We start from the raw sequence: 23,127 nt of genomic DNA, 5'->3' as shown, positions 1-23,127 counted from the left end.
ATATGTATTCCTTACTTGCTGAATTAAGTGCACATGATTTAGAAGTTGCTGAAACATTGATAGGAGTTATAAGATTTCTATTGATATTTTTAGCTGCAAGAGCATTAGCAGAAGTATTAGTAAGACTGAGTTTACCAACTATTGTAGGTGAGCTGCTTGCAGGAGTTGTAATAGGAGCATCAGGATTCCATTTGTTAATACCTCCATCAGCTGGAACTGAACTAAATCAAGGCCTTGTAAATGTGATTAGTTCATTAGCTTCAATTCCTCCGGAAGCAGTACCTGATGTTTATTTTGAAAGTTTTCCATCCCTCCAAGCAGTAGCAACACTTGGTTTATATGCACTTTTATTTTTAACAGGTTTAGAAAGTGAATTAGAGGAATTGGTAGCTGTAGGTGCGCAAGCTTTTACTGTTGCTATGGCTGGAGTAATTTTGCCTTTTGCCTTTGGAACTCTCGGATTGATGTTTATTTTCCAAGTAGATCTAATTCCAGCAGTTTTTGCTGGAGCCTCTATGACGGCAACAAGTATAGGAATTACTGCAAGTGTTTTTGGTGAATTAGGATATTTAAAAACTAGAGAAGGTCAGATTGTTATTGGCGCAGCAGTTTTAGATGATATTTTGGGTATTGTTATTCTCGCAGTTGTCGTAGCTCTAGCTGCAGGAGGTTCTTTAGAAATTGCTCCTATTGTGAAATTAGTTGCGGCAGCTGTAGTATTTGTTATTGCTGCTATCGCATTAAGTAGAACGGCAGCACCAGGATTTGATTGGCTATTAGATAGATTAAAAGCTCCTGGAGCTGTAGTGGTAGCCTCTTTTGTAATACTTGTGTTGTGTTGTTTTGTGGCAACAGCTATTGGATTAGAAGCAGCTTTAGGTGCTTTTGCAGCTGGGTTGATTCTTAGTAGTTCTAAAAATAATCATGCAATACAACAATCTGTTTTACCTTTGGTATCCCTATTTGCGACTATTTTCTTTGTATTAGTGGGAGCTGGAATGGATTTGTCAGTTATCAATCCACTTGATCCAACAAGTAGATCAGCTCTTGTAGTTGCAGGATTTTTATTAGTTGTTGCAATTATTGGAAAAATTGCAGCGGGATGGGTATTTTCAAGTGACAAACCTACTAATAGATTGGTTGTCGGTTTGGGAATGATGCCTAGAGGAGAAGTTGGTTTAATTTTCCTTGGGCTAGGAACAAGCGCTAAGTTGTTAACTCCTTCTCTTGAAGCGGCTATTCTATTAATGGTTATTGGAACCACATTTCTTGCACCTGTTCTCTTGAGAATTGTTCTAAAAGATAAGCCCCCAAATGATGGCAATAAAATTTCAGATGATGTTGCAGCTGATCCTGTGGGTCTTCTTTAGAAAATAAGTTTATTAGAATTAGTAAACATAAGATTTTTAATAAATGGAAAAATCAGCATTGATAGATAGCGATGTAAATTATGACTGGAATTTCTTAAATTACCCAATTCATACTATTTCAGCTAAGCCTGACCAAAAATCAAAAGAAATTGCAATCTTACTAATTCATGGTTTTGGGGCTTCTACGGACCATTGGAGATTCAATATCCCTATTTTGAGTAATAAATACGAAGTTCATGCTATAGATTTACTCGGTTTTGGAAAAAGTCCTAAGCCTCAAGATGTTGAATACTCAGGATCTTTATGGAAAGATCAGGTTGTCGCTTATGTAAAAGAGAAAATAAAAAAACCTACAATTGTTGTTGGAAATTCATTAGGTGGTTATGCAGCATTAGCAGCTGGTGCAGAATTAAATGAGCTAAACGCAGGAGTTATATTACTTAATGCTGCTGGATATTTTAGTGAAGAAAAAACTATCAAAAAGAGTATGTTCCAAACTTCAATTGAAACAGTTGCCGGCATATTTTTGAAAAATATAGTTCTTCAACGTTTGATTTTTGAGAATATGAGAAATCCAAAGAATATTAAAAAAACTTTGAATCAAGTTTATGTTGACAAAAAAAATGTTGATGATTTTTTAGTTGAGTCAATAAGGAAGCCTTCGCTAGATTTCGGAGCTTTTAATGTTTTTAGAAGTGTATTTAACCCATCAGGTCCTCAGGGATTGCCGTTGGATAAGTTATTTGCAAAGCTAAATGCACCATTATTACTTCTTTGGGGAGGAAAAGATCCATGGATGAACACTCCAAAAAAAAGAAATCTATATAAAAAATTTACACCAAAAAATACCAAAGAGATTATTCTCGACGCAGGTCATTGTCCTCATGATGAAATACCTGAATTAGTTAATCAGCATATTTTGGATTGGGTTGATTCTCTTTAAGTAATAATTGTGAAACTTGAATTATCTAATAAAGACCAAGGAATTTTTGTCTTTAAATTTGACAAAAATAACTACATTAAATTTTGTCCTGAAAGAGGAGGCGTTATTACAAATTGGGTTTCGGATGGTAATGAAATACTTTATTTCGATGAAAAAAGATTTATGGACAAGACAAAAAGTATTAGGGGAGGTATCCCAATCTTATTTCCAATATGTGGAAATCTCAATACCTCTAGTTCAGTATTTGGAAAAAGTTATTTGCAACTGCCACAACATGGTTTCGCTAGAGATTTGCAGTGGCAGTACTCCTTCAATGAAAATGATAAATTTTTATGCTTATTCTTAAATGCATCGAAAAAAACTAAAAAATATTATCCTTTTGATTTCGAACTTAGAATAGAAGTTACTTTAAAGATTGGCTGTTTAGAATTTAAAATTACGATCCATAACAAGTCAGACTTTGCTATGCCCGCAAACTTTGGTTTGCATCCTTATTTTAATGTTTCTGATTTCAAAAATTTAGATTTTATGGATTATCCACTTAATTGTCAGGATCAAGAGAGAAATATTATAAGTAATACTTTGGATGAATTAAACAAAATTAATTTAGGAGCAGATCTGCTTATGTATACTTCTGGTAGAAGTTCTTTTCGAGATAAAATCTTTAAAAGAGAGGTAACTTTAAATCATCAATATCCTTTTGATTTAGGTGTTATTTGGAGTGATCCTCCAAGAAGAATGATATGTCTAGAACCCTGGACTAGCCCCCGAAATTCCTTTGTTGACGGATTTAGAAACATCATGATTCCTTCAAATTATAGTAAAAGGTTAAATGCCTCAATACAAATAAAATCTTTTAAGTAATTTTGCAATACTTATGAAAATTGTCGTTATAGATGATGATCCCACAGGTTCTCAAACTGTTCACGATTGCTTATTACTGCTTAAGTGGGACTGCTCCACTTTAGTTAAAGGTTTTGAATCTAAATCTAATTTATTTTTTATTTTAGCTAATACAAGGTCACTATCGGAAAATGATGCGAAATTTACAATAGAGGAAATTTGCAAAAACCTTAAGACTGTAATTGGTTCTAAAGCCTATGAAGAAGAAATTATTTTTATAAGTAGAGGAGACTCTACTCTTCGAGGACATAACTTTTTAGAGCCAAGTGTTCTAAATAGTTGTTTAGGTCCTTTTGATGCTACTTTTCATATTCCAGCTTTTATAGAGGGTAAAAGATTAACAATTAATGGCTCTCATTTTGTTGATAAAACCCCTATTAGTCAAACAATTTTTGCAAAAGATAAAATTTTTGGATACGAGACAAGTAATGTAAAGAATCTTTTATTTCAGCAGAGTAAATCTCAAATAAATTTTGAAAATATTCAAAATCTTTTATTGTCAGATATCGAGGTTTTAAATAATGAAGAAAATAATATTATTTTTAAAAAATTAAAGAACTTGAAGAATAATAAACATGTAATTGTAGATATAGAAAATTATTCTCAACTTAAAAAATTTTCTTTAGTTATTACAAAATTAATAAAACACAAAAAATTCCTTTTTCGAACTGCAGCAAGTTTTATAAGTTCAATTTCTGAGAAAAAAAGTGTCTCTCAGAGTGCAATATTTTTCTCTAGTTTAAGAGTTAGAAATAAAGAGAAGAGTTTTCTTCCAGGACTGATAATTGTTGGATCTTATGTAGAACTTTCAACGATACAATTAAATCACTTATTAGAGATAAGTAATTGCGATCCAGTTGAATTAGATGTTTTTGAATTCTTTAAAATTACTTCATCAGAAAACTATCAGAAGCGAAGAAATTTGTTTAAAAATAAATTTTTGAAAGAGATTAGATATTCCTTTGAGAAAGGAAAAACTCCTGTTTTGTTTACTTCAAGAAAATTTATGTCCTTAGATTCTTCTGAACTATTTAATTTTTATAATATACTTGCTTGTTTTATTGCTGAATTAGTCGCAGATTTAAAGTATGAAATAGGATATTTGATTTCAAAAGGTGGAATAACGACAAATTTGATTCTTAGTAATGGACTTAATGCAGATTATGTTTATCTTGAAAGACAGATTTTAACAGGTATTTCAGTGGTGACTTGCAACCTAAAAAATGGCGAAAAGCTTCCTATTGTTACTCATCCTGGAAATATTGGTACTAAAGACTCACTTGTTAATATTTGGAAAGTTTTTGAAAATAAAAAATAATTATTCAAATTAGAAATTTGAGATAATTTCTTCAGCAAAACTGCTGCAGGATAGGGGTTCTACTTTTGGTTCCATTAAGCGTGCTAGATCATAGGTGACTTTTTTTTGCTCTATTGCCTTACTTAAACCATTAGTAATTAAGTTAGCTGCTTCATCCCAACCAAAATATTCAAGCATCATTACACCACTAAGAATTACTGAGCCTGGGTTAATCTTGTTTAAGCCTGCATGTTTTGGAGCGGTACCGTGTGTAGCTTCGAAAATTGCTGCATTATCTCCAATATTCGCACCGGGAGCCATACCTAGGCCTCCAACAATTGCTGCTGCTGCATCAGAAACATAGTCTCCATTAAGGTTTAATGTTGCAAGAATTGAATATTCTTGAGGTCTAGTTTGAATTTGTTGGAATATACTATCAGCTATACGATCATCAACAAGAATAAGTTCTCTCCATTTTCCATCTCCGTGAGAATTTGATATTGATGCAATAACTTCTTTAATTTCTTCGCAAATGAATGCTTTTTTGTTATTTGTAAGCTTGTCAAAACCTGGTTCAATTTTTCGAGCATTATTTTCAATTGTAATTTCTGGATTTTCATGAATATTATCTAAAATCCAGCTTTCTCTTTCTGTAATGCAATCTTCTCTAAATTCATTTACTGCTAATTCATATCCCCAATCTCTAAATGCACCTTCTGTATATTTCATAATATTCCCTTTGTGTACAAGAGTCACATGCCTTTTATCTCCAGATAATCTTTTAGCATGTTCAATAGCTTTTCTTATATGCCTTTGGCTACCAGATTTACTCACCGGTTTTATTCCAATACCTGATCCAATTGGTATGGATCTATTTTTTAAATTTTTACTTTTTGGTATTACAACATTATTTAAGTGGTTGATTAATTCAAGACAATTATTATCCTCCGCTTCCCATTCAATGCCCATGTAGATATCCTCAGTATTTTCTCTATAAACAATAACATCTAGATTTTGGGGATTTTTGTGAGGGCTTGGAGTTCCTGAATAATATTTGCATGGTCTAACACAGCTATATAAATCAAAGATTTGCCTTAGTGCAACATTAAGAGATCTAATACCTCCACCGATGGGAGTTGTTAAAGGACCTTTGATGGCTACACCAAAGTGTTTAATTGCTTCAATAGTATCTTGAGGGAGATAATTATATGTTCCATAAAGTTCACACGCTTCATCGCCTGCATAGATCTTAAACCAATTAATTTTTCTTTCATTTCCATAACTTTTTTTAATCGCCGAATCAAGGACGATTTGAGTAGCAGGCCAAATATCCACTCCAGTGCCATCACCCCTAATAAATGGGACAATTGGATTATTAGGAACATTTGGGTTGCCTTGATTAAAAGTTATTATCTCGCCTTCATTAGGTAAAGTTAATTTTTCAAATTTTGGCATAGCATTGAATTAATAAAAGATAACTCATTGAACTTCCTCGTATTTTAATTTGCGATGAGTTATTTTCTTTAAAACCTAGAAATTTATTATTCAAATGTGAATAGAGAATGCTTTATTGATCAGCATTTCAACATCTTTATTAAAAGAAAAAGTAGTTAATAAGCAAGTTAAAGCAAATTATGTCATTTTCAAAAAAATACTCAGCTACTTATGAATGCTAGTTCAAATGTAAGTAATGTTGAAATAGCTAATAAAATTGCTTCTACTGCAGCTTTGTTTCGGAAATATTTTCCAGATGCAAGCGTAAACTTTAGTCCTTGGGATAATTCAAATAATGAATCTATGCAAGATACTATTGATTTTGCGTTTCATTTCCCTGGTTGGAGTCCTCTTATTGAATGTAGAGCAATACTCTTACAATTAAGAATTGAAAATGATAGTAATGATAGAGTCCCAAAATTGTTAGGAATAATAATGCGAGGTATGATTGTTCCATCCGAGAGGTGGAGAGTAGCTACCATCGGTGATTGGGAAATGACTGGCACTCATCTACCGCAAAAGGCACAAAAAGATCATCTTTTTTTGGTTTGTAAAGAACTTTATAAGCTATTCTCTACAACATCCGCTGGTAACAAAAATTAGCTGTTTTATGTATTTTCCTTGTAGATTAAATACACTTACACAAATAATTCAAAATATATGGCAGTCGCTCTTGCAGGACAATTAAGAGAAGGGACAAAAAAATCCCACACTATGGCAGAAAATACTGGCTTTGTGGCTTGTTTTTTAAAAGGAGTTGTTGAAAAAAAATCTTATAGAAAATTAATTAGTGATTTATATTTTGTTTATGAAGCTATGGAAGAAGAAATTAAAAGACTGGTCAACGAGGAACATCCCGTAATAAAACCTATAGGCTTTAAATCATTATTTAGGAAAGAAACTCTTGTTAAAGATCTTAAATTTTATTTTGGCGAAAACTGGAAGAATGAAATTAATATTTCGCACTCAGCAAAAGAATATGTTGAAAGAATCAGAGAGGTCGCAAAAAAATCACCAGAGCTATTAGTTGGTCACCACTACACTCGCTATATAGGAGATTTATCTGGGGGGCAAATCTTGAAAAGGATTGCAAAAAAAGCATTAAATTTACAGGGCAATGATGGTTTAAATTTTTATGAGTTTGAATTAATTGCTGATGAAAAGAAATTCAAGGAAGAATATTCCCTTACTTTGAATCAACTTCCAATCAATCAAAAGACTGCTGATCAAATTATTGATGAAGCTAATAAAGCTTTTACTTACAATATGAAAATGTTTAAGGAGCTTGAAGGTAACTTGATTGCTGTTTTAGGCAAGATTGTATTTAATTACATTACAAAAAAAGTAAGGAAAGGAAGCACCGAAACCTAGTAATTTATGTTTGATTCATTAGTTGATTTCCTTAAAACAAATATTGATGAATTAAATGGTCATGAGGTAGATATATCAAGCGAATTCAAAGAACATCATAATGAAGACTCAAAATATATTATTAAAAATTGGCTTTTTTCATCTCCTGAATATAGAAAGTGGCGAATAACAAGATTAGATGGTGGCACAAAACTGCAAGTGTTTAATACGGTCGCATATCCAAATTTCGATATTGAAATGCCTATTTTGGGAGCTGATATTTTATGGTTTGGAACCTCTCAAAAGTTATTAGCAATACTTGATTACCAACCTTTAATTCAAGAAGGCAAGTATCTTGAAAAATATTGTTCAAGTTTAGGTAGTTTAAAGAAAAAATATTCTGCATTTGATAATAATAAAATGAAAAATATATATGATTCAAAAAAGTATTTTTCGCCATGGGTGATTATATGTAGAGGAAATAAATTAAATCTTGATAGAGATTTAAATAATATATTTTATTCATTTGTAAATAATTATTTGAAGATTTATAAATCGAATCCTGTTAATCAATTTTTAAATGCAGAAGAAATAAAGATTAATCAAATTAAATATGATAAGTATAGTTTTGAAAAAGACCCTGCAGATAAATTGTTTAAATCATTTTTTGGAGAGAGATGGACAAAAAAATTTATCAATAAATTTCTTTTTACATTAAATAAAGAAACTATTTATTGAATGTTAATCCAAGATACTATTTTTTACACTCCAGATTGGAGATGGCATAATTTTCTAAAATATTTAACTAATAATTTAATTAAAAAAAACTGTTTAGAAAAAATAATACCCTCGGAATATTCTTATAAAGACTCAACTTATGGTTCAAAAAAATCAAAAAAAAATGTGAATCTTTCTACTTGGGGTGTAACGCATAAAAAAAGAATTCAATTTGCAAGAGTCGTGTGTATAAATAGTCCAAATTATTCTGTTTTAAATTTTTTAATTATTCCTAATACAATTTATAATGTTCCATTTTTTGGAGTAGATTTTGTTTCTCTACCTAATAGTCATTTATTAGTATTAGATTTTCAGCCTTCATTAAAAATACAAAATCAATTTAATAATGAGTTAATAGAAAAACTTATAAAACTCAAAAATCATTGTCATTCATCACTCCCATTAGCTGAAGAAATGTCTCCAGATGTAGCTAGATTTTTTTCTCCCGGAGTAATCTGGTCAAAATTACCAAAAGAAGAAAGAAGTGATTTTTTGATTGCTAATCATCTTTATACCTCATTTAAGGAATATCTTGATTTGTATTTGGAAATTCTTTTCGAAAGCAAAGAAGCCAATATGCAACTGCAAAAAGAATTAAAAAATGGCCAAAATAATTATTTGAAATATAGAAGAGATAACGATCCAGCAAGGCCAATGTTGTCGAGTTTGTTTGGTAAAGAATTTACTGAATCTTTAATTAAAGAAGTTTTATTTACTACTTAAAAGTCTTATAATTTATGGAAATTTGAAATCATATGAAAAAAATTTCTGTTCTTTTTGTATGTCTGGGAAATATTTGTAGGTCTCCCGCAGCGGAAGCTATTTTTATACGTCTACTCGAAAGGAAAGGATTAACCGATGGCTTTATTATAGATTCTGCTGGAACTGGGAGTTGGCATATTGGAAAAAAAGCTGACTCTAGGATGAGAATTGCGGCAGAGAGAAGAGATATAAATATCTTAAGCAGGGCTCGTCAAATTACTAGCAAAGATTTTGACAAATTTAACTATATACTTGCGATGGACGACTCAAATTTTAGAAGTATTCAAGATCTTAAAAATAGAACAGCTTCAAATAATTTTGCATCAATTAAAAAAATACAAGATTTTAGATCAGTTTTTAATGAGAAAGAAGTTCCTGACCCGTATTTTGGAGGTGATGAGGGCTTCGATTATGTCCTTGATATTTTAGAAGACTCCGTAAAGGGTTTTTTAGAGAGTATTTATTGATTTTATTTGATCTCAGTCTCTTTAGGAATCTTGTCATTATAAAGATCAATAATTTTATCTACTACCTCATTAATTGAATATCCATCCGTAATAATTTCTATTGCGTCATTCGCTTTTATTAGAGGTGAAATTTCCCTATTGGAATCTTCAAAATCTCTTTTCTTTATAAGTTCTTTTAATGTATGAAGGTCTATTTCTTGTAAGTCTTTACTATTTTTATCAGATTTTCTTCTTTTTGCTCTTTCATCGATACTAGCAGTTAAAAATATTTTAAGTTCTGCATCAGGAAAAACAGTAGTTCCTATATCTCTTCCCTCAGCTACAAGTCCTCCTGATTCGCCAAGTTTTCTTTGTTCTTCTACTAAGAATTTTCTTACTTCTTTTATCGAGGAAATTTTAGAAACGATCGAATTGATCTCTTGCGATCTTATCTCTTCAGTCACACGGTATTTATTAATAAACACATCTTGATATGAATTTTCATTTGACTTGAACACAATAGAAATATTTTTAAGAATATTCTGCAATATTTTTTCTTTTTTATAATCAATATTTTCTTTTATTAATAGCCAACTCAATGCTCTATACATTGCTCCAGTATCTAAATATAAAAGTTTAAGTTTTTTTGCTATTAACTTTGTTACGGTACTTTTACCTGAACCAGCAGGGCCATCAATTGCAATAATCGGCCTTCTTTTCATAAGAAAAACGTGATCTATTAATCTAGTCTCTCCACATCTTATCGCACCAGCCAGTAACGAAATATTATCCTCAACTCTTGCTTTTTGGAGGGTATGAGGGTTTAAATGTTCTAAATACTCGATTGAAATTTTTTCTGCCGACAACTTTCTAATCATTTCTTTTAAACTGATTGTTTTTTCTTGTTGAAAATTTTTTTTTGCTTGTAATAACTCATTTGAAAAAAATTTAATAAATTTCCTTTCATTTTTTGATAAATGTATATTACGAGAACTTAAAGGAATTCCATCAAAATCTCTTTGTGTAGGAATAGATTTGATAGAAATATCTAATTTTTTTGTTAGGACAAGATTTTTTAAAATTAACAATTGTTGCCAATCTTTTTCTCCTAAGTAAAGATTTTTTGGCTTGATGAGATTAAGTAATCTATAAACTACTGTGCAAACGCCATCAAAATGACCAGTTCTATTTAATCCACATAATGCAGAAGATAGTTCTAAAGGGGCTTTGAGAAAGCTAATGTTTTTATTATCCGGTGGATATATATCTGCGGTACTTGGGATGAAGACGGCATCTGCACCATTTTCAAAGGAGATTTTTATATCATCATCGATTGTTTGAGGATAATTCTCGAAATCTAACTTGTTATCAAATTGAAGTGGATTAACAAAAATACTTACTAAATTAATATTAGAATTATCATTTTTTGCTGTCGATATTAGTTTTATATGTCCATTATGAAGATTACCCATTGTTGGAATAAAGTTAATTTCACTATTTATATTTCTTCTCCAATTTTCTATTTCTTCAGTTTTCCTTATAATTACTTTCTTCACTTTCTTTTTAAAAAATAAATCTATTTGATAAATAATTACTGGACAAAAGCAATCTTCGGAGGAATATCTATATAGGGAAAGTCTATCATTTTTATTTCATGGATTACAAAACATCAGGTGTTGATATAGAAGCTGGGCGAGAATTTGTTTCTGAAATTAAACAGGCAGTTGAAGGAACTCATACATCTAATGTGATTGAGGGTATTGGTGGGTTTGGAGGTTTGTTTAGAATTCCTGTTGATAGTTTTAAAAAACCAGTTCTTGTTTCAGGAACTGATGGTGTTGGAACAAAATTAGAACTAGCCCAAATTAAAAACTTTCACTTTGAGGTTGGTATTGATTTAGTGGCCATGTGTATGAATGATATTATTACCAGCGGTGCAATACCTTTATTTTTTCTTGATTATATTGCTACTGGTAAGCTTGATAAGGAAAAATTATTGCAGGTTGTTAAGGGCATTTCCCATAGTTGCGGAGAAAATAAATGTTCATTACTAGGTGGAGAAACTGCCGAAATGCCAGGATTTTATTCAAAAAATAAGTATGATCTTGCAGGATTTTGTGTAGGAATAGTTGACGAGGATAAGCTTATTAATGGTAAAAACGTATCTGAAAATGACTTAATAATTGCTTTAAAAAGTAATGGAGTCCATAGTAATGGTTTTAGTTTAGTAAGAAAAATAATTCAAAATAATAATTTAATAGATAAAGAATTTGAAAAAGTTTCTCATTTAAATTTTTATGATGAATTATTGAAACCTACAAAAATTTACAATAATGTGATACACCAAATTTTATCTGAAAATATAGAAATTAAAGCAATGTCTCATATTACTGGTGGAGGAATTCCAGAGAATCTACCAAGATGTATTCCTTCTGATTTTATTCCTTATATCAATACAAATTCTTGGGAAATTCCTATTTTATTTAAATTTTTAAAAGAGAAAGGCACGATTCCTGAAAAGGATTTTTGGAACACTTTTAATCTTGGAGTAGGATTTTGTTTAATTATTGATAAACAATATAAAGACGCAATTTTAAATGTCTGCAAAGATCACGATATAGATAGTTGGGAGATTGGAAAGATAGTTCGTAAAAACAATTTAACAATGAGTAAATTTTTGCCAGAAATCCTAACCTAAATTTTTTTCATATTTTTTAAAATGAGTTTTAAAAAATTATTTTTTATACACAAAAGAAAAAGTTAGGTGTAATATAATAAAATCACCTTCGAATAATGTCGGAAGTTTAAGTATTAAGATTTAACCTTTTATTCAATGCCTTTTGCAAATAATCAAAGAATTACGCGTAGACGAAGTTCAGCTGGCCCTACACCACCGAAAAGACCAATAGGTAATAATTCTGAATTGAATGGTAGACAACCACAAGGTCCAAGACCTACTTTTTTGACACTACGGGACCATGGGAAAGTTTTCGTAGCTGATTTACCGAATTTGTCCGATGGTCAATTAGCGCATATTAGTAAAGAAGCTAATGAAGTTTTAAATAGCTTGGAGAAGAGGCTTAGTGATCTTGAAAATGAGCCTAATATTGGCAACCCTGAAAATGATACTTTGATAAAAGCCTCTACCAAAAGAGATGTCACACTTAGGTTTATTAAATCTATAGAAGAAGAACAAGAACATAGAAAAAATAATCCTGCCTTAAGAGATGCTGCGTCTGAATCCTTACCGAGAACTTTTCTTGAGGTGGCTAGACATAGATTGCCTGGAGCAACTTTTGATTCTCTACTTCGAGAGGCTCTTGAAGCATGTTCAGTTGATGAGAGCGCTGAAGAAAAGCAAATTATCGATGAGCCCAAAGAAACTGTAAAAATAATGGATATACCCTCTTCCAACACAAATGCTTCACTTGTTGTTAGTATCGATTCGAGTGATGATTCCAATAATGACTCTATTTGATTTGACAGAAGAGTTAAAAAGTTTAAAGGAACAAAATAATTTAAAAATTAGTCTTTCTTCAAATAAAGATCCTATTTTATGTAATCACTGCAAAAGGACTGCATCTAATGGTGTTAGATGTTTAGGAATGTGCGTAGCTGATAGTGATTACTAAATTAGTTAAAATGAGTATATAAATTATCTGATAAAAAGAACTAATAAATCTATTAAATCTTATTTATCAATCAATATATAAGGTAGAATTTAGCAATAATAAAGAATGTTTTTTCTATATATAACTAGGTAATTGAAACTTTTTACCTTATTATTTGAAATTTAAGTTCTTCGAAAATTTCATAATTAAATGTCTAAAAAAATTAAATAAGGCTGAACCCATATTCGAGGCGGATACGAAATTTGAGACTTGCTGCTATAACATTCTTACTTTATGCGGATTGCCTGATTCACCTAACACTCACCTACCAGAAAAATAATTAATTTGTTTTTGATGCTTGGGCAGGTGAAATTTTCTAAAATAAATTTCTAAAAAATTATTTACATTCAGCATTTCCTATTCCTGCCCCTAAAACCGCCCCTAAAGGAATAGTCCAACCATATGCGTCTCGTTTTGATAGAGATGCTGCAAGTCCACCTCCAATCAATCCACCTAAAGTAGTACTACTAGTGCATTTTGGAGCAGGTTTATATTTCACATATGAAGTTTGGGGTTCAGGTTTATGATGATAATTGAATACTTTGCGATGATTATTGCATGGGATAGAAACTTTCTCGTTATAAGATTTGACATAACCAGGCGACATTGAATTCCCTGGAATATATTTTTCCCTGTACTCATAACGGAAGCATTTGTTCTCGTATGCGTATCCTTTTTGTGACTCGTATGCTTCACGGTTACTGCGATCTCCAATGCTCTCATAAGCATTTACTGGAAAAGATGAACCAAATATAAGAATTGCGATAAGAGTTTTCATTTTTAAAATTAAGATATTTTAAGCAACTCACTCACACGACTTAACCATAAATTATTTATTTAAAATTTAAAGTTTGGATATTATTCTTTGCCAACTGTCACATGTGACAGTTACTCATGAAATGATTAAAAATTAGATAATTTTCTTCAAATAAATTTGAATTCTCTTCAGGAATATTTTTTCTCATATGAGAGGTGTAAGGTGAATTCATGGGATAATATTACAAAAGGGCTAAAGGTCGACTCACCTTTCACTCACCTACCGCTAAAAATGCTTTGAAATTTAAGAACAGATATTTAAAACTCAAAGTGTTGGAAGGGGTTACAGTGAATCTTATAACCCGAATAATGAAGGCGGCACCCAGATTCGAACTGGGGATAAAGGATTTGCAATCCTCTGCCTTACCACTTGGCCATGCCGCCGATAAAGATTCAATTGAGTCTTTTTATGATCTTAACAGTAAGGTGACTCATTCTCTATTATTTATATGCAATGGACATGGAGAAGATGTAATCGCATCGGAAATAATAAAAATATTACTAAAAAAAATAAATAATAATATTGAAGTTTTGCCTTTAGTAGGAAATGGGGATGTATTTAATTCAATAAAATCAAAGAAATTTCATAAAATAGGACATTTAAAAGAGTTGCCTAGTGGAGGATTTAGTAATCAAAGTCTGAAGGGATTTTTGCTTGATTTGTTAGCTGGATTTTTAATTTATAATTTACGAAATTTTTTAATTGTAAAACAAAAGTCAAAACAAAAATTTAAAATCATTGCGGTAGGAGATTTTCTACCATTAATTTACGCATGGAGTTCAGGATGCGACTTCAGTTTTATTGGAACTCCTAAAAGTGACCATACATGGAGTAGTGGCCCTGGGCGTGCTTTAAGCGATATTTATCATAGATTGAAAGGCTCTGAATGGGACCCATGGGAAATTTTTCTAATGAAATCTCCAAGATGTAAAAATTTAATTATGAGAGATAAAATCACAGCTAATAATTTGAATAGAAAAAAAATTAATGCAAAATACTTGGGTAATCCAATGATGGATTTTGTTAATCCAACAAACGAAAAGATATCAAATATTATTTCTTTTAAAAGGATAATTTTATTAGTTGGAAGTAGATACCCTGAAGCCCTTAAAAATCTTGATAATTTTCTTACTTGTTTGAAAGATTTTGATTTATCAAAGGATTTGGTAATACTTTTGCCTTTGAGCATTAACGCGAATGTTATTCAAATTCAAAGTTATTTAAATAAATATGGTTTTATAAAACAGGGTAAAGTTAAATTTCTAATTGATGAAGATTCAGTATGGAAAAAGAAAGATCAATATGTAGTGATTGGAAAAGGTAAATTTAATTCATGGGCCAGTATGGCAGAAGTTGGCTTGTCCAATGCAGGAACTGCTACAGAGCAAATTGCTGGCCTTGGAATTCCATCTCTTTCTCTACCGGGACCTGGGCCACAATTTACAAAATCATTTGCAAAAAGGCAATCAAGATTATTGGGAGGTAGTGTTTTAGTTTGCAAGAATAAAAAAATTCTTTTAAAACGTTTAAAATTCCTTTTGAAAAAAAAAGTTAATAGGTTAGAACAAGCGAAAATTGGAAAAAAAAGAATGGGGGAATCCGGAGCAAGTAAGAAAATCGCAGATGCTATAAACAATCATTTGTTATCTTAGTAAATGGGACTAGCTTATTAATTATTAATTCTTTTATGTATCCAATAAATGATCGGCAATATCTCAAAATTTGTGCAGAGATTGCAAAACTTATGAGTATAAGCTTATCTTCCGCTAAGAAGAAAGTAGAAATTCAAATTGCTAAAGAAGGCTCGAAAACTATTCAAGAAAAAATACAAGTGGCGCAAAATGTCTTAAAAATTTGTGAAAAAAATGATGGAGATAAATTAAGTTCTTCGAGAATACTTGATAAGCTTATGGAAACTCTTGATGGTGAAGATATTTTTTTAACTGAAGATTGATTCTTAATGTTCAAATATATTTGAGAATTTTAGTATGTCTAAATCAGCATGTACAGAAACTGTTTCGAAACATTTTTGAGCTAATTCATATCTATTCTCTCTTTCTAAGATAATTTTTAATTTATACATAGCTTCAATTAAATATCTAACATCATTTGCTGCATAATTTAATTGAGCATTTGTTAAATCTTCGTTGCTACCCCAATCACTACTTTGCGAGCTTTTATCAAGTTCTATTCCTAACAATTCATTAATTAAATCCTTTAAACCATGTTTATTTGTATAAGTTCTTGCCAACTTACTAGCAATTTTTGTACAAAAAATATTTTTCGTATTAATTCCAAGATTGCATTTTAAAGCTGCTACATCAAATCTCGCATAGTGAAATATTTTAGTAATCTTGTTATTTTCAAGAAGTTCTTTTAAATAAGGTGAAGAAGATGTATTAAGTTCGATTTTTATACAGGATGTCCTTTTGAATTCATTACATATTTGTACTAAACAGAGTCTATCTCTTCCATGAATTAATCCCATTGCTTCAGTATCAATAGCTAGGTAGGATGATTTTTTATAAAGATTGTATAAATCTGATGTTAAATCGCTATGAAGAAGATCAATATTTTTATTTTCAATAGTCATTTTTTAAAAAGTATTTAAAGTAATTTAAGATTTAGAGTATTATTAAAGATTTTATTTAATTAAGAATTTTTATCTAGTAAGAACATTTTACAGAATAATTCTAAAAAATTATAATATGATGTAACTTTAATTTTTATTCTCGAATTACTAGAAAAAATTTATTTAATGTCGTATACCTTAAATTCAACATTATTGCTAACAATTCTCTTGGCCGTAGGATTATTTTTTTTTCTCAGGGCTTCCAGTAAAGATAGAACAACCATTGTTGAGATTTCCTCTTCTCAGAAGCCAGTTAAGGTTTTAAATAGTTTATGCGAATGGCTCAATTTGAGGGGATGGAAGCAAACAGGAGGAGATTTTGAACAAAGAATTTTAATATTCAAGGGTCAAGTTATTTCTAGTAAATTTTTAGCAATTTTTTTAGGTTTTCTTGGCGGTTTTGGTTCTTGTGCTTTGGGTTTAGTAATTATTCAAATATATCCTGAATTGGGTTGGTGGCCTATTCTTTTGGGATTAATTGGTGGCCCTTTGTCTGGAATTGTTTATTTTAAAAAATCAGCAAGAGAGGAAAACTTTGAATTAAGGTTGATGAACGAAAATGAAAATGATTCAACTTTCATGAGAATAAGAGCACATAGGGATGAATTAATATCTCTAGAAAATGAACTTGGAGAAAAACTTCAATTGAAAAGTGATGGTTCTTTATTTAAAACACCTATTTAAGATACTTTAAAAGTAATTCGATAATTTTTAATCAAAAATATTATTCTTTTTACAGAATTTCTCTAACTCTCTATCATTTAACCAATCTTGGGGTTTTGTAAAAATTGATGTAAGAAATTCTTCTCGAGAACCTTTTTTAGCTTTATATCCATATTCCCATCTAGCTAAAGGCGGTAAGGACATTAATATTGATTCAGTTCTGCCATTTGTTTGTAGTCCAAAAATTGTCCCTCTATCCCAAACTAAATTGAATTCGACATATCTGCCCCTTCGGTATAGTTGGAATTCTCTTTCATGAGAAGTATATTTTTGAGAAGATCTTTTTTCAACAATTGGCAGATAAGAAGGTAGGAATGCTTGCCCACAGTTTTCGGCTAAAGAAAATAAATTATCCCAGTTTAAATTAGTTTTGCCAATATTTTCTGAAGCTTTTGATGCCTCTCCATTTTGATTATTTCCTCTATAGATATTGCCTGAACCATCTTGATAATCATAAAAAATACCTCCTATGCCTCTCGATTCATTTCTATGCTTCAAGCAGAAATATTCATCACACCATGGTTTGAAAACTTTATGCAAATCTTTATCAACTTTCTCACAAGCTTTTTTATGCTCGTTATGAAAATTCCTCACATCAGAAAGATAAGGATAAAAAGGGGTTAAGTCTGCACCTCCCCCAAACCACCAAACAGGACCAGCTTCGAAATAACGATAATTCAGGTGAACTGTAGGAATATAGGGATTCTTAGGATGCAACACCATTGAAGTTCCCGTAGCAAACCATTCATGACCTTTCGCTTCAGGCCTTTGAGAGATTATAGATTGAGGTAATTCTTTCCCCTGTACTTCAGAGAAATTTACTCCTGCTTGCTCAAAAATAGAACCATTTTTCAATACTCTTGATCTTCCACCACCGCCTTCGTCTCTTAGCCAGGATTCTTCTATAAATTTCCCTTTCCCATCTACATTTTCAAGCCCTGAACAAATTTTGTCTTGTAGAGTTAATAAGAGATTTTTAGTTTTTTCTCTCGAGTTTGTAGGAGGTTCTTTGAGCATGTATTTAGAAAATCTTTAAGAAAAAAATTTTTGGTTAATTATAAGTTTCCCTTTATAATTTCTCTTAAGGGGTCCTTATTGCCTATTATTTGATAGTTCGACATAGTTCTTAATCTTTTAAACAGTCGACTACCCTGTCAAAATATTTAAAAATTTAATGACCACAATAGAAGATGCGAATTTAGCTTTACAAAAGGTTCTAGATGCTGGATCAAAGAAAAATGTAATTGAATTAGCTTGGATTAAGAACGTAAGAGTAATTATACCGAGAGTAATCGTAACATTATCATTACCATCATTTGCAAATTCTCAGAGAGATAGAATTGTACAAGATGTTAGAAAAGCATTACTGGATTTTGAAGATATTGATGATGTTCAAATAGAGATAGATAATAATCCTTCCAAAACAGAATCTCAAAATCAAAGTAATGCTCTTGAGTTGCAGAAGATTGATGGAATTGGGCATATCATAGCTGTTAGTAGTGGTAAAGGTGGAGTTGGGAAAAGTACCATAGCAGTTAATCTCGCTTGTTCTCTAGCTAAATTGGGCTTAAAAACTGGTTTGCTGGATGCGGATATATATGGACCTAATACTCCCTCGATGATGGGTGTCGCTGAACAAAATCCAAAAGTTACAGAAGGTAGTGGTAATGATCAAAGATTAATACCAATCAATAAATATGGAATTTCATTAGTATCAATGGGTTTCCTCATAGAAGAAGGTCAGCCAGTTATATGGAGAGGACCAATGCTAAATAGTATTATCCGTCAATTTCTATACCAAGTTGAATGGAATAATCTTGATTTTTTAGTTATTGACTTGCCTCCAGGGACAGGAGATGCTCAAATATCGCTTTCTCAATCTGTTCCTATTTCTGGAGCTATTGTCGTCACTACTCCACAACAAGTATCTTTGCAAGATGCAAGGAGGGGATTAGCAATGTTTAGACAACTTGGAGTACCTCTATTGGGAATTGTAGAAAATATGTCAGTATTTATTCCGCCAGATATGCCAAGTAAAAAATATGAAATTTTTGGTAAAGGTGGTGGACAAACATTAGCAAAAGAAAATGACTTACCATTATTAGCTCAAATCCCTATAGAAATTCCTGTCGTTGATGAAAGCAATAAAGGAGTACCAATCTCAATTAGCCAGCCAAATAAAGAAAGTTCTATTGAATTTAGTAATTTAGCTCAATTAATTAAAAATCAATTTGTTACTAAATAATTGATGTTTAGGAGAATTTCTTTATTAAGTAAGAGAAGCTTTTTACAAAAAAAAGATAACTTTAGTAAAGGATATTTATTCTCTCCACTACTTTTAATACCCTTATTTTTAGTTATTATTTCGGGTTTTTTAATAAAAAGTATTCAGGGTGGCTCTTTAGTATCAAATTATGCAAATCATATCTTAACTGGTTTTTTAGGTTATTTTTTGGCATTTTTTATTTCTTACATACCGTTAGAGAGACTTAGAAAGTATTTGATCCCATTTTATTTCTGTACTTTAATATCCTTACTTCTAATTTTTTCTTTTGGGATCTCAGTTTCTGGCGCTCAAAGGTGGTTAAACCTGGGCATCTTTTCTTTTCAGCCTTCAGAAGTCGCAAAATTAAGTACTGTATTAACTCTTGCTTTGGTGCTCGACAAAAAAATAATCTCAAAATTAAGAGACTTATTATTACCCTTCTTAGTAGTTATTCTTCCATGGTTATTAATTTTTTTTCAACCAGATTTAGGCACCTCTTTAGTTTTATTGGTTTTGACTGCTGTGATGCTCTATTGGTCCCAAATGCCTATAGAGTGGATTTTGTTATTAATCTTTTGTATTTTTACTTCAATATTATATTTAAACTTACCAACTCTTCTTATTTTCTGGATTCCATTTATAGGATATCTTGCTTATAGATCTTCGCAAAAGAAAACTATTTTTTCTATTCTCGCTATTTCGTTTCATTTATTGGTGGCAAAATTGACACCAATAATGTGGCAATTTGGTTTAAAAGAATATCAAAAAGATAGATTAGTTTTATTTTTAGATCCCAATAGAGATCCATTGGGTGGCGGTTATCATTTGATACAGAGTAAAATTGCAATTGGTTCTGGAGGAATTTTTGGGACTGGTTTGTTACGAGGGAAACTGACTAATTTGCAATTTATACCAGAACAACATACTGATTTTATATTCAGTGCTCTAGGCGAAGAGTTGGGCTTTGTGGGATGCATGATAGTTTTATTTTTGTTCTTTTTTTTGATTAGAAAACTTATTAATACTGCAAAAATTGCAAGGACTGACTTTGAATCTCTAATTGTTATTGGAATCGCCGCAACTTTTTTATTTCAAATAATTATTAACTTATTTATGACTATTGGATTAGGACCAGTCACTGGAATTCCTCTTCCTTTTATGAGCTATGGTAGAACGGCATTAGTTATTAATTTTATATCTATTGGATGTGTCTTATCTATATTGAAACGTTCAAGAAAACTTAGAATTTGATGGAATCACAAATTACTATAAAAAAAATTCAAGACCTTTTGATTAAAGGAGTTCAAACAATACATATTGATGATGATACCTCCAGAAGAATGTGGTGGGCTTCCTTAGAAGTTATTCAAAAAGAGTTCCTTTCTCTGCACTACCATCAGGGAGGGATTTGGGTTGCATCTCCTTTGCCAGCCCTTAATGATAAAAAGTTTTTGAATAAACTTCAAGGCTGGTTGTGGTCGCCGGAGGGGTTTCCATACTTTCAAAAAGAAAAGGCAGGTTTTTTGCCAGTTGATCATTCGGCTAAGATGAAAAAAGATTTAGATTTTATTAGTAATTACAAAGTCTTAAATCTTAGTCAAGAAGATGGTTATGAACCATTTTTAATGATTATTACTCAAAATTTTCAATGTATATTATCAATTACAGGGGAAAAAGATAAGAAAATCCTATTTATGAAATGTGATGAAGATAGCTTAAAAATCTCAATTGAATTAATTCATTCGAAATTAAATCAAGAAAATTATGAAGAAGGGGTGAAATTTCGTAAAGCAATCAATAATTTGGGCAGTCTTAATATTAATAATCAATTTGAGAAAATTTTTTGGCCAATATTATCGACAAAGTTGGCCAAATTGGGACCAAACCATAACATTCATAATTTTTTGGAAAATGATAAAAAAAATGTACAAATAACTGAGGCAAAATTGTTGAGTGCAATTTCTCATGAAGTAAGGACTCCTTTAGCCACTATAAGAACTTTAATAAGTTCTACTTTGAAAAAATATAATATGGATGAATCAATAAGAAATCGTTTAATTCAAATAGATAACGAATGTAACGAACAAATTGATAGATTCGGTTTAATCTTTAATGCGGCAGAATTAGTTAGTAGTGAAGTTCCTTCATTAAATAACTTGGCTAAGATCAATTTAGCTGAAATTTTTAAAAAACTTTCTCCTCTATGGAATAAACAATTAAATCGACGTGGAATTTCTTTAAAGATCGATATCCCTAGTCAACTGCCACAAATTTTGAGTGATTCTGAAAAATTAGAATTGATGTTAAGGGGATTAATTGATAAAAATACAAGAGGCTTAAAAGAAGGTAGTACTTTAATTTTAGAATTAAGACCGGCAGGTCAAAAACTGAAACTTCAATTAAAAGTACAAAAATTAGATAGTAAGAATAAAGAAACCCAAAAAATTGATAAAGGTTCCGATTTGGGACCTGTGTTAAATTGGAACCCTCAAACTGGTAGCTTACAACTAAGTCAGAATGCTACTCAAAAGTTGTTAGCTAGTTTAGGAGGACATGTCACACAAAGGCGTGATGCGGGTTTGACAGTATTTTTTCCGATTTCAGATTCAAATTAAATTAAGAAATAATTTTTACTTTTATTAAATAATGTAGAAACTTTTCTCTTAATTATGAATTTGTAAAATATGAATGCTAATTTCTTATTATAAATAACTTAGAATCTAGGATGACTGAAACTTTAGTTGGTCAATTTCCAAAGCATATAGGAAGTACTGGGGGCTTATTAAACTCAGCAGAAACCGAAGAAAAATATGCAATTGTATGGAAAAGTACGAAAGAACAAGCATTTGAATTACCTACAGGTGGCGCCGCTATTATGCATGAAGGTGATAATTTAATGTATTTTGCAAGAAAAGAACAATGCCTTGCACTAGGGACTCAATTACGAGCTTTTAAACCAAGAATTGAGGAGTTTAAAATCTACAGAATTTTTCCGGGTGGAGATATTGAATTCTTGCATCCTAAAGATGGAGTCTTTCCTGAGAAAGTTAATGAAGGCAGAGAAAAAGTAGGTCATAACCCAAGAAGAATTGGTGAGAATCCTAATCCAGCTGGTTTGAAATTTACAACTAAGAATACTTTTGATTAAATTCTTTAAAGTTGATATAAAAGAAGAATATATTTATAATTTGGGTTGACATTACAAGTATGATCGGCTCACAGAAAGATAGTTTTTTAAAGGCTTGCAAAGAAGGTAAAAATTTTATACCTATAACTCAAACTTGGCCTGCTGATTTAGAGACTCCATTATCAACTTGGTTGAAATTATCCTCACGAGATTCACGCGGTGTTTTCCTTGAGTCCGTAGAAGGTGGGGAAAGTTTGGGTAGATGGAGTATTGTTGCCACTAAACCTCTCTGGGAAGCTGTTTGTAATGGAGAAGAAATTGTTAAAACTTGGAATGATGGAAAAACTGAAATACATAAAGGGGATCCTTTTGATATTTTAAAAACTTGGACGAAGGAATATAAGTCAACTCTGCTAGATGATTTACCATCCATTGGACAGTTATATGGCTCTTGGGGTTATGAACTAATAAATCGAATAGAACCAAGTGTTCCAATAAATGAAATGTCAGAAAATGATATTCCCTTTGGTTCCTGGATGTTTTTTGATC

General features: G+C 31.1%; 24 protein-coding genes, 1 tRNA gene and 1 pseudogene. 20 read left to right on the top strand and 6 right to left on the bottom strand.

The window, feature by feature from the left end:
• Window positions 1-2 precede the first annotated feature (2 nt).
• Genes EV01_RS03840 through EV01_RS03855 form a run of 4 tightly spaced genes read left to right on the top strand, consistent with a single transcriptional unit; the run spans window position 3 to window position 4,534 of the window.
• Window positions 3-1,370, top strand: a complete 1,368-nt coding sequence (locus tag EV01_RS03840) for a cation:proton antiporter (protein WP_032517934.1) — start codon at window positions 3-5, stop codon at window positions 1,368-1,370.
• A 43-nt stretch (window positions 1,371-1,413) separates the two neighbouring features.
• Entirely contained in the window at window positions 1,414-2,313 is a 900-nt protein-coding gene (locus EV01_RS03845) for an alpha/beta fold hydrolase (protein ID WP_032517932.1), read from the top strand.
• 9 nt (window positions 2,314-2,322) lie between these two features.
• A complete protein-coding gene (locus tag EV01_RS03850) occupies window positions 2,323-3,177 on the top strand; it encodes a galactose mutarotase (protein WP_032517930.1) in 855 nt (284 codons plus the stop codon).
• A gap of 13 nt (window positions 3,178-3,190) precedes the next feature.
• Window positions 3,191-4,534 carry a four-carbon acid sugar kinase family protein gene (locus EV01_RS03855; protein WP_032517927.1) on the top strand — a complete coding sequence of 448 codons (1,344 nt, stop codon included), beginning with the start codon at window positions 3,191-3,193 and terminating at the stop codon, window positions 4,532-4,534.
• A 9-nt stretch (window positions 4,535-4,543) separates the two neighbouring features.
• Here EV01_RS03855 and EV01_RS03860 read toward each other — a convergent pair whose 3' ends face one another.
• Complete coding sequence (locus EV01_RS03860) at window positions 4,544-5,968, bottom strand: NADP-dependent isocitrate dehydrogenase (RefSeq protein WP_032517926.1); 1,425 nt, start codon at window positions 5,966-5,968, stop codon at window positions 4,544-4,546.
• A 210-nt stretch (window positions 5,969-6,178) separates the two neighbouring features.
• Here EV01_RS03860 and EV01_RS03865 point away from each other — a divergent pair, with 210 nt between their 5' ends.
• The 5 genes from EV01_RS03865 to EV01_RS03885 are packed head-to-tail and all read left to right on the top strand — an operon-like array spanning window position 6,179 to window position 9,363.
• The gene (locus EV01_RS03865; protein ID WP_032517925.1) at window positions 6,179-6,610 is read left to right on the top strand and encodes a hypothetical protein; all 432 of its coding nucleotides are present in this window, start codon (window positions 6,179-6,181) and stop codon (window positions 6,608-6,610) included.
• Between the two features lie 57 nt (window positions 6,611-6,667).
• Complete coding sequence (locus EV01_RS03870) at window positions 6,668-7,378, top strand: heme oxygenase (biliverdin-producing) (RefSeq protein ID WP_032517924.1); 711 nt, start codon at window positions 6,668-6,670, stop codon at window positions 7,376-7,378.
• A gap of 6 nt (window positions 7,379-7,384) precedes the next feature.
• Entirely contained in the window at window positions 7,385-8,095 is a 711-nt protein-coding gene (locus EV01_RS03875) for a 15,16-dihydrobiliverdin:ferredoxin oxidoreductase (protein ID WP_032517923.1), read from the top strand.
• Window positions 8,096-8,857: a phycoerythrobilin:ferredoxin oxidoreductase gene (locus tag EV01_RS03880; RefSeq protein WP_032517922.1), complete on the top strand. Its 762-nt coding sequence runs from the start codon at window positions 8,096-8,098 to the stop codon at window positions 8,855-8,857.
• Between the two features lie 32 nt (window positions 8,858-8,889).
• Complete coding sequence (locus tag EV01_RS03885) at window positions 8,890-9,363, top strand: low molecular weight protein-tyrosine-phosphatase (RefSeq protein WP_032517921.1); 474 nt, start codon at window positions 8,890-8,892, stop codon at window positions 9,361-9,363.
• Between the two features lie 2 nt (window positions 9,364-9,365).
• Here EV01_RS03885 and EV01_RS03890 read toward each other — a convergent pair whose 3' ends face one another.
• Window positions 9,366-10,898: a bifunctional pantoate--beta-alanine ligase/(d)CMP kinase gene (locus EV01_RS03890; protein WP_032517919.1), complete on the bottom strand. Its 1,533-nt coding sequence runs from the start codon at window positions 10,896-10,898 to the stop codon at window positions 9,366-9,368.
• 98 nt (window positions 10,899-10,996) lie between these two features.
• Between EV01_RS03890 and purM the strand changes: the two genes are divergently transcribed.
• The 3 genes from purM (at window position 10,997) to EV01_RS09760 (ending at window position 12,974) form a co-directional block, all read left to right on the top strand.
• Window positions 10,997-12,040, top strand: coding sequence for a phosphoribosylformylglycinamidine cyclo-ligase (gene purM, locus EV01_RS03895; RefSeq protein ID WP_032517918.1), 1,044 nt, complete (start codon window positions 10,997-10,999; stop codon window positions 12,038-12,040).
• A 135-nt stretch (window positions 12,041-12,175) separates the two neighbouring features.
• The gene (locus EV01_RS03900) at window positions 12,176-12,820 is read left to right on the top strand and encodes a hypothetical protein (RefSeq protein WP_032517917.1); all 645 of its coding nucleotides are present in this window, start codon (window positions 12,176-12,178) and stop codon (window positions 12,818-12,820) included.
• A complete protein-coding gene (locus EV01_RS09760) occupies window positions 12,807-12,974 on the top strand; it encodes a hypothetical protein (RefSeq protein ID WP_193741388.1) in 168 nt (55 codons plus the stop codon). Before EV01_RS03900 ends, EV01_RS09760 begins: the two co-directional genes overlap by 14 nt.
• Window positions 12,975-13,350: 376 nt before the next feature.
• Here EV01_RS09760 and EV01_RS0108945 read toward each other — a convergent pair whose 3' ends face one another.
• Together EV01_RS0108945 and EV01_RS03910 are read right to left on the bottom strand one after the other, a co-directional pair.
• Window positions 13,351-13,791, bottom strand: coding sequence for a hypothetical protein (locus EV01_RS0108945; RefSeq protein ID WP_032518510.1), 441 nt, complete (start codon window positions 13,789-13,791; stop codon window positions 13,351-13,353).
• Between the two features lie 351 nt (window positions 13,792-14,142).
• Window positions 14,143-14,213: transfer RNA gene (locus EV01_RS03910), tRNA-Cys, on the bottom strand.
• Between the two features lie 42 nt (window positions 14,214-14,255).
• Here EV01_RS03910 and EV01_RS09370 point away from each other — a divergent pair.
• Window positions 14,256-15,482, top strand: a complete 1,227-nt coding sequence (locus EV01_RS09370; protein ID WP_241433400.1) for a lipid-A-disaccharide synthase-related protein — start codon at window positions 14,256-14,258, stop codon at window positions 15,480-15,482.
• 35 nt (window positions 15,483-15,517) lie between these two features.
• Window positions 15,518-15,784 (top strand): hypothetical protein, encoded by a 267-nt coding sequence (locus EV01_RS0108935; protein WP_032517913.1) that lies wholly within the window; start codon window positions 15,518-15,520, stop codon window positions 15,782-15,784.
• Between the two features lie 3 nt (window positions 15,785-15,787).
• On the opposite strand, the gene EV01_RS03915 is transcribed toward EV01_RS0108935, so the two are convergent.
• A complete protein-coding gene (locus EV01_RS03915; protein WP_032517912.1) occupies window positions 15,788-16,423 on the bottom strand; it encodes a ribonuclease D in 636 nt (211 codons plus the stop codon).
• A gap of 165 nt (window positions 16,424-16,588) precedes the next feature.
• Between EV01_RS03915 and EV01_RS03920 the strand changes: the two genes are divergently transcribed.
• On the top strand, window positions 16,589-17,146 hold the full coding sequence (locus EV01_RS03920; RefSeq protein ID WP_032517911.1) for a cofactor assembly of complex C subunit B: 558 nt from the start codon (window positions 16,589-16,591) through the stop codon (window positions 17,144-17,146).
• A gap of 27 nt (window positions 17,147-17,173) precedes the next feature.
• On the opposite strand, the gene hemF is transcribed toward EV01_RS03920, so the two are convergent.
• On the bottom strand, window positions 17,174-18,202 hold the full coding sequence (gene hemF / locus EV01_RS03925) for an oxygen-dependent coproporphyrinogen oxidase (RefSeq protein WP_032517910.1): 1,029 nt from the start codon (window positions 18,200-18,202) through the stop codon (window positions 17,174-17,176).
• Between the two features lie 157 nt (window positions 18,203-18,359).
• Between hemF and EV01_RS03930 the strand changes: the two genes are divergently transcribed.
• The 5 genes and pseudogenes from EV01_RS03930 to EV01_RS0108930 all read left to right on the top strand — a co-directional run.
• Window positions 18,360-19,430: an Mrp/NBP35 family ATP-binding protein gene (locus EV01_RS03930; RefSeq protein ID WP_032517909.1), complete on the top strand. Its 1,071-nt coding sequence runs from the start codon at window positions 18,360-18,362 to the stop codon at window positions 19,428-19,430.
• A 3-nt stretch (window positions 19,431-19,433) separates the two neighbouring features.
• Window positions 19,434-20,702: a rod shape-determining protein RodA gene (rodA, locus tag EV01_RS03935; protein ID WP_032517908.1), complete on the top strand. Its 1,269-nt coding sequence runs from the start codon at window positions 19,434-19,436 to the stop codon at window positions 20,700-20,702.
• Complete coding sequence (locus tag EV01_RS03940; protein WP_032517907.1) at window positions 20,702-22,066, top strand: sensor histidine kinase; 1,365 nt, start codon at window positions 20,702-20,704, stop codon at window positions 22,064-22,066. The genes rodA and EV01_RS03940 overlap by 1 nt, the downstream gene beginning before the upstream one ends.
• A gap of 110 nt (window positions 22,067-22,176) precedes the next feature.
• Window positions 22,177-22,599, top strand: a complete 423-nt coding sequence (locus EV01_RS03945; RefSeq protein WP_032517906.1) for a photosystem I reaction center subunit II PsaD — start codon at window positions 22,177-22,179, stop codon at window positions 22,597-22,599.
• Between the two features lie 59 nt (window positions 22,600-22,658).
• A pseudogene (locus tag EV01_RS0108930) lies at window positions 22,659-23,127 on the top strand (anthranilate synthase component I); the annotation flags it as partial.

This window comes from Prochlorococcus marinus str. MIT 9401 (assembly GCF_000760095.1).
In the GTDB taxonomy this organism is placed as follows: Bacteria; Cyanobacteriota; Cyanobacteriia; order PCC-6307; family Cyanobiaceae; genus Prochlorococcus_A; species Prochlorococcus_A marinus_I.
Note: the sequence above shows the minus strand (reverse complement) of the source record. Positions and strands in the feature narration are given on the sequence as shown.

Bases quoted from the DNA above. Each gene is read 5' to 3' on its own strand.
- EV01_RS03880 (WP_032517922.1), top strand. From the start codon at position 8,096: ATGTTAATCCAAGATACTATTTTTTACACTCCAGATTGGAGATGGCAT.
- EV01_RS03865 (WP_032517925.1), top strand. From the start codon at position 6,179: ATGAATGCTAGTTCAAATGTAAGTAATGTTGAAATAGCTAATAAAATT.
- purM (WP_032517918.1), top strand. From the start codon at position 10,997: ATGGATTACAAAACATCAGGTGTTGATATAGAAGCTGGGCGAGAATTT.
- EV01_RS03860 (WP_032517926.1), bottom strand. From the start codon at position 5,968: ATGCCAAAATTTGAAAAATTAACTTTACCTAATGAAGGCGAGATAATA.
- EV01_RS03840 (WP_032517934.1), top strand. From the start codon at position 3: ATGTATTCCTTACTTGCTGAATTAAGTGCACATGATTTAGAAGTTGCT.
- EV01_RS03885 (WP_032517921.1), top strand. From the start codon at position 8,890: ATGAAAAAAATTTCTGTTCTTTTTGTATGTCTGGGAAATATTTGTAGG.
- EV01_RS09760 (WP_193741388.1), top strand. From the start codon at position 12,807: ATGACTCTATTTGATTTGACAGAAGAGTTAAAAAGTTTAAAGGAACAA.
- EV01_RS03845 (WP_032517932.1), top strand. From the start codon at position 1,414: ATGGAAAAATCAGCATTGATAGATAGCGATGTAAATTATGACTGGAAT.
- hemF (WP_032517910.1), bottom strand. From the start codon at position 18,202: ATGCTCAAAGAACCTCCTACAAACTCGAGAGAAAAAACTAAAAATCTC.
- EV01_RS03915 (WP_032517912.1), bottom strand. From the start codon at position 16,423: ATGACTATTGAAAATAAAAATATTGATCTTCTTCATAGCGATTTAACA.
- EV01_RS03930 (WP_032517909.1), top strand. From the start codon at position 18,360: ATGACCACAATAGAAGATGCGAATTTAGCTTTACAAAAGGTTCTAGAT.
- EV01_RS03875 (WP_032517923.1), top strand. From the start codon at position 7,385: ATGTTTGATTCATTAGTTGATTTCCTTAAAACAAATATTGATGAATTA.
- EV01_RS03870 (WP_032517924.1), top strand. From the start codon at position 6,668: ATGGCAGTCGCTCTTGCAGGACAATTAAGAGAAGGGACAAAAAAATCC.
- EV01_RS03940 (WP_032517907.1), top strand. From the start codon at position 20,702: ATGGAATCACAAATTACTATAAAAAAAATTCAAGACCTTTTGATTAAA.
- EV01_RS03855 (WP_032517927.1), top strand. From the start codon at position 3,191: ATGAAAATTGTCGTTATAGATGATGATCCCACAGGTTCTCAAACTGTT.
- rodA (WP_032517908.1), top strand. From the start codon at position 19,434: ATGTTTAGGAGAATTTCTTTATTAAGTAAGAGAAGCTTTTTACAAAAA.
- EV01_RS03945 (WP_032517906.1), top strand. From the start codon at position 22,177: ATGACTGAAACTTTAGTTGGTCAATTTCCAAAGCATATAGGAAGTACT.
- EV01_RS0108945 (WP_032518510.1), bottom strand. From the start codon at position 13,791: ATGAAAACTCTTATCGCAATTCTTATATTTGGTTCATCTTTTCCAGTA.
- EV01_RS0108935 (WP_032517913.1), top strand. From the start codon at position 15,518: ATGTATCCAATAAATGATCGGCAATATCTCAAAATTTGTGCAGAGATT.
- EV01_RS03900 (WP_032517917.1), top strand. From the start codon at position 12,176: ATGCCTTTTGCAAATAATCAAAGAATTACGCGTAGACGAAGTTCAGCT.
- EV01_RS03920 (WP_032517911.1), top strand. From the start codon at position 16,589: ATGTCGTATACCTTAAATTCAACATTATTGCTAACAATTCTCTTGGCC.